Source organism: Mesobacillus sp. (assembly GCF_049588175.1).
Classification (GTDB): Bacteria; Bacillota; Bacilli; order Bacillales; family Cytobacillaceae; genus Mesobacillus.
The window spans coordinates 1-5,682 of the sequence record NZ_JBAVFI010000107.1; the positions used below are offsets into that span (position 1 = coordinate 1).

Below are 5,682 nucleotides of genomic sequence, written 5' to 3' on the forward strand. Positions count from 1 at the left end.
CATCCATCTCTCCGAACACGGTGATGGCAAGAGTCCTCGGGATCGGTGTGGCCGTCATGAACAGGACATCGGGATTTTCACCTTTTTCCCGTAAGACCCGCCGTTGTTCCACCCCAAAGCGATGCTGCTCATCCGTGATGACTAATCCAAGGTTATTAAAATTGACCTCATCTTGTATCAATGCATGCGTACCAATTAGGACATGAATTTCTCCCTGCTTCAGAAGCTCAAGAATTTCCTTTCTTCGCTTTCCTTTTACAGAGCTTGTCAACAATGCTGTTTTAACGCCAAATGGTTCAAGCAGCTGCGACAAAGATTTGGAGTGCTGTTCAGCAAGGATTTCCGTCGGCACCATCAATGCACCCTGATAGCCTGAAGTCTTCGCAGCATAAAGTGCTATAGCCGCGACGACTGTCTTACCTGACCCTACATCCCCCTGGAGCAGTCGGTTCATGCGGTATGGTGATTTCATGTCGCCAAGTATTTCGTTAACAACACGTTTTTGTGCTCCTGTCAACGGGAAAGGCAATCCCTCGATAAACTTCATAAGCTCGTCCAATTTATATGAAACTGCTATACCTGCAGTCTGTTCACGCTCAATTTTTCTTAGCGACTGCATCTTCAGCTGGAACAATAGGAATTCCTCATATACAAATCTTCGTCTTGCCTGCTTCATTTCATCTGCTCCAGCAGGAAAATGCATGATTCTCAATGCTTCTCTTCGATTTAGCAATTTATACTTCTGCAGCAGTTCAGCGGGCAGAATTTCAGATATTTCATGACCAAATTGGGAAAAGGCCAGCTTGATCAGTCTTCTGATCGTTTTTACAGTCATTTTCCCTTTTACGGCATAAACTGGTTCAAAGTCTTGGCTTTTCGCCTGCTCTCCTACTGACATTTCACTTGCAGTAATCGTTTGCCTGTGCTGATCCCATTTACCTGTAACCGTGATCGTTTCGTTGATTTTTATTTTTTGTTTTAAATACGGCTGATTGAAAAAGGTTGCGATGATGAGATATCGTCCAACAAGAAGCCTGACGGTAAGGCGGTTTTTCTTACGGCCATAATAGACAAGAGAAGGTTCACTATGAACCTTCCCCTCAACCGTCACTTTTTCGTCATGTTTGACCTCCGCCAAATCCTTTAGGCGATAATCTTCATAACGGTATGGGAAATACTCAAGCAAGTCACTGACAGACCTGATATTCATGTCTGCAAGTGTCTCTGCCATTTCGTCGCCGATTCCTTTTACTGCCGTAACTGGCTGTTTTAGAATATCATTCACGTTTATCAAGCGGTATGCCGAAAATTTTGGCCTCAAGCTCACGGCCTGTCGGTGTTGCCGCTAACCCTCCCTGCGCTGTTTCTCTAAGTGCTGATGGCATGGACTGGCCGATTTTATACATGGCATCGATCACCTCGTCACAAGGTATCCTGCTCGTAATCCCTGCGAGCGCCATATCTGCCGCAACCATTGCATTCGCGGCTCCCATCGCGTTTCTTTTTACACATGGAACTTCAACAAGCCCTGCAACAGGATCACAGACTAATCCCAGCATATTTTTAAGTGTGATCGCCATCGCCTCTGCACATTGTTCTGGTGTTCCACCCGCCATTTCAACTATTGCAGCAGCAGCCATCCCGGATGCTGAACCAACCTCTGCCTGACAACCGCCTTCTGCGCCGGAAATTGAGGCATTGTTGGCAACTACATAGCCAAAAGCACCTGCTGTGAACAGGAAGGAAATCATCTGTTCCCTTGTAGGATTCAATTTGCTTTTTACGGCAAATAAAGTTCCCGGTACGACACCGGCAGAGCCAGCTGTAGGTGTTGCGCAAATCGTTCCCATCGCCGCATTCACTTCATTTGTAGCCACAGCTTTGCTGACAGCATCCAAAATTGTTTCACCAGAAAGGAAATTTCCTTTTTCAATATATTGTTGAAGGAGGACAGCATCCCCGCCAGTCAGGCCAGAATGAGATTTAACACCTTTTATGCCTCTCTCGACAGCCTGCTCCATGACAGTCAGATTACGGTCCATCATCGTAAGGACCTCTTCTCGGCTCCGTCCGGTCACTTCTATTTCTTGTTCAATCATCAATCCGGAAATCTTTTTATTCTTACTGGTGGCTAGCTCCACTAACTCCGCTACATTTCGAAACATATTAGCCTTCCCTCCTAATCCTGCAAATTAGTCGACAATCTTTGTGACCTGCAAAACATTCGGCAGCTGTTCTAATTGTTTAATGACATGATCGTCGATATTATGGTCTACCTCAATTGTCATCAACGCCATTTTCCCTTTTTCCTTGCGCGACACTTCCATATGGCCAATATTGATTTCTTCCTTGGCAAGAATGTTTGAAACCGCGGCAATAGCACCGTGCCGGTCATTATGAACAACCAGAATTGCTGGATGGTGACCTGAAAGCTTTAGTTCAAAGCCATTTAGCTCAATGATTTCTATTTTTCCGCCGCCAATCGATATTCCGACCAGCTCTTGTTCACCCTGCTCATCTCCAATGAGCACCCGTGCCGTATTAGGATGGTCGGTAATTGCTTCTTCTTCAATAAATTTAATTTTCATACCGGAGTTTTTGGCAATATCAATTGCCCCGATTATCCGCTCATCAAAAGTATCATAATCCAGCAAGCCGCCGACAATCGCCACATCTGTTCCATGACCCTTATAAGTCTTGGCGAATGATCCATAAAATGAAATCGTTGCCCATTTTGGCTCCCTGCCAAACAAACTCCTTGCTACCCTTCCGATTCTTGCTGCTCCTGCTGTATGGGAGCTGGATGGACCAATCATTACCGGCCCAATTATATCGAATACACTTTTGTATTTCATCCCGCACACTCCTTTACTCATATTGTTAAAGGATAGCTGTAAAAAGGAAAAAACATTTATATATAGCGAAATAGAAGGGTATTCCCCTTCTATTCCTTAGTAACATATAATAATTTTATTTGTCCAGCGGGAGAATTAGCACTGGAGAAGTTTCTTTACTATTCAATCGCAAAGATAAAGGCATATAACGGCTGTTCCCCATTATGAACCTCGATCTCAACATCTTTAAATTCGCCTTCAACAAACTCGACAATTGAGTTGACATCTTCGTCGGAAGCGTCTTCCCCTTTGAGGATTGTCAGAATTTCAGAATCATCATCAAGCATCTGGCTTAAGAGATCTTTAGCCGCCTTGACTTTATCCTGGTCCTTCAAAACAATTTTACCATCGGAAAGACCCATGAAATCTCCAGTTGAGATTTCCAGACCATCGATGCTTGTGTCGCGGACAGCGTATGTTAGCTGACCTGTTTTTACATGTTGCATCGCTTCTGTCATGGTTTCTTTGTTTCCAGCGGTGTCAGCTGAGGGGTTGAATGACAACAATGCAGTCATTCCCTGAGGTACTGTCTTGGAAGGGATGACAACTACTTCTTCCTCAGCAACCTCAGCAGCCTGTTCAGCAGCCATGATGATATTTTTATTGTTAGGCAATATAATCACTTTGCGGGCGTTGACTTCCTTAATCGCCTTGACGATATCCTCTGTACTCGGGTTCATCGTCTGGCCGCCTTCAATTACAGCGTTCGCACCGATACTGCGGAAGAGCTCAGCAATTCCTGAACCCATCGATACAGCTACGACTCCGTATTCCTGCTTTTCTTTCTTTGGCTGGTTACCCTCTGTACGAAGTGGTGTAGTTGATTCACCAATGATATTTGAATGCTGCTGACGCATGTTTTCAATTTTCATGTTGATGAGATTTCCATATCTTTGGCCATAAGTAAGTACTTCACCAGGCTGCTCAGAGTGGATATGTACTTTAACAACCTCTTCATCAGAAATGACTAGTAAAGAATCACCGTACTTGCTTAGGTCCTGACGGAAATTTTCCTCAGAAAAAGAATTTTCCCCTTCAAGCCTTACCATGAATTCAGTACAATAACCGAATTCGATATCCTCTGTATTCATATGGCTCTGTACACTTTTATGATGTTCAGCGCTGACTAGCTCATTCATATTAGGCATTGTTGCAGGAGAATCGGGAAGCTTTTCTCCTTTTAATTCGGCAAGGAAACCTTCATAGACAAACACAAGTCCCTGTCCGCCGCTATCCACTACTCCTACTTCCTTTAATACTGGCAGCAAGTCTGGGGTGCGGCTAAGGGATGCTTTAGCTTCTTTAAGAACCTCTTCCATCAGACCGACTATGTCCTCATGGTTTTTGGCAACCGCAACAGCATGCTTGGCAGCGTCCTTTGCCACTGTTAAAATCGTACCTTCAACAGGTTTCATAACTGCTTTATACGCTGTTTCGACCCCAGCATTCAATGCTGCAGCAAATTCCAGCGAAGTAATGGTCGGCTTAGCTTCAATTGCTTTCGCAAAGCCCCGGAACAATTGGGACAGGATAACACCCGAGTTTCCCCTTGCTCCCATCAGCAAGCCTTTTGCGAGTGCTGAACCTACTTTGCCAATATGCTCCTGCACATTGTTCTTTACTTCCTTAGCCCCGGAAGTCATGGATAAATTCATATTCGTTCCCGTATCACCATCAGGAACGGGGAAGACGTTCAACGCGTCGACATACTGGGCGTTTGCAGCCAAATGATTGGCTCCCTGTATCACCATCTCCGCAAAATGTTTTCCGTCTAGAACTTTAATAGACACAAATCTTTCCTCCTCACTACGGGTTCGTTACACGAACTCCCTGAACGTAAATATTGACCGAGTCAGCAGCCAGTCCGACTGTTTTATCAAGGGTGTATTTCACCTTAGACTGGACATTGTGGGCAACCTCGGAAATTTTCGTTCCATAGCTCACAATAATATACATATCGATATGTACTTCTTCGTTTTCCTGGCGAACGATGACACCGCGAGTGAAATTTTCCCTGCGCAGAATATCTGTTAATCCGTCTTTGATCTGATTTTTTGAAGCCATGCCGACAATCCCATAACAATCAACTGCTGCACCGCCTGCAATCGTTGCAATGACATCATTTGATATATCAATTTGTCCGTACTTCGTTTTAAGCTCAATGGACATGAATCGTTCCCCCTTTGGAAAAATAGCTATATGCTACAGTTATTTTACTATAAGCCAAGCAATTTTTAAAGTTATTCTGTCCTACCCTTTATTATTCAGCAAGAATCTTAACTATATGTCAAGGTTTTTTTCTTTATAGCTTTCGCCAGAACTATTGCAAATGCCAAATTTCTATGATAAATTATTAAAGTATGTCAGAAATAAGGTTATCCTGTTAAATTCGCAGTTCTGACGATATGCAAATAATTGCAGAAAAAATAGTTTTAGCTTTTGTTAGTTAGGAGGGAAATCATATGCCACGTAAATGTGTAGTAACTGGTAAGTCAACTCGTTCTGGTAACGCACGCTCCCACGCAATGAACGCTACCAAGCGTACATGGGGTGCTAACCTTCAAAAAGTACGTATTCTTGTAGACGGTAAGCCTAAGCGTGTTTGGGTATCTACAAGAGCTTTAAGATCAGGTAAAGTTGAACGCGTATAATTAAAAACCGCAGATGTTTAGGAAGGCCGCTTGGCACTCTAGACAGAAACATGGCATCCTTAAATGGGTGCCTTTTTTTTGGCCATATTTTTGTCAAGCCCTTCCGGAAATTTCAAGTCCACTCACAAGCTAAAAGC

General features: G+C 43.8%; 6 protein-coding genes. 1 reads left to right on the top strand and 5 read right to left on the bottom strand.

The genetic code is table 11. The features are described 5' to 3' along the window. From WB217_RS02250 to WB217_RS02270, 5 genes are all read right to left on the bottom strand, one after another. Positions 1 to 1,285 (bottom strand): ATP-dependent DNA helicase RecG (locus WB217_RS02250; RefSeq protein ID WP_423990262.1); only part of this gene is annotated, 1,285 nt, incomplete at its 3' end. Continuing rightward, positions 1,278 to 2,165, bottom strand: coding sequence for an L-serine ammonia-lyase, iron-sulfur-dependent, subunit alpha (gene sdaAA / locus WB217_RS02255; RefSeq protein WP_423990253.1), 888 nt, complete (start codon positions 2,163 to 2,165; stop codon positions 1,278 to 1,280). The genes sdaAA and WB217_RS02250, both read right to left, overlap by 8 nt. 27 nt (positions 2,166 to 2,192) lie before the next feature. Then, on the bottom strand, positions 2,193 to 2,855 hold the full coding sequence (gene sdaAB / locus WB217_RS02260) for an L-serine ammonia-lyase, iron-sulfur-dependent subunit beta (RefSeq protein ID WP_423990255.1): 663 nt from the start codon (positions 2,853 to 2,855) through the stop codon (positions 2,193 to 2,195). Between the two features lie 158 nt (positions 2,856 to 3,013). Further along, on the bottom strand, positions 3,014 to 4,684 hold the full coding sequence (locus tag WB217_RS02265) for a DAK2 domain-containing protein (protein WP_423990257.1): 1,671 nt from the start codon (positions 4,682 to 4,684) through the stop codon (positions 3,014 to 3,016). A 16-nt stretch (positions 4,685 to 4,700) separates the two neighbouring features. After that, positions 4,701 to 5,063, bottom strand: a complete 363-nt coding sequence (locus tag WB217_RS02270; protein ID WP_023614933.1) for an Asp23/Gls24 family envelope stress response protein — start codon at positions 5,061 to 5,063, stop codon at positions 4,701 to 4,703. Positions 5,064 to 5,356: 293 nt separating this feature from the next. Between WB217_RS02270 and rpmB the strand changes: the two genes are divergently transcribed. Continuing rightward, entirely contained in the window at positions 5,357 to 5,545 is a 189-nt protein-coding gene (gene rpmB / locus WB217_RS02275) for a 50S ribosomal protein L28 (protein ID WP_423990260.1), read from the top strand. Positions 5,546 to 5,682: the final 137 nt, after the last annotated feature.

Coding starts and splice junctions, on each gene's coding strand:
- rpmB (WP_423990260.1), top strand. CDS start 5,357: ATGCCACGTAAATGTGTAGTAACTGGTAAGTCAACTCGTTCTGGTAAC.
- sdaAB (WP_423990255.1), bottom strand. CDS start 2,855: ATGAAATACAAAAGTGTATTCGATATAATTGGGCCGGTAATGATTGGT.
- sdaAA (WP_423990253.1), bottom strand. CDS start 2,165: ATGTTTCGAAATGTAGCGGAGTTAGTGGAGCTAGCCACCAGTAAGAAT.
- WB217_RS02270 (WP_023614933.1), bottom strand. CDS start 5,063: ATGTCCATTGAGCTTAAAACGAAGTACGGACAAATTGATATATCAAAT.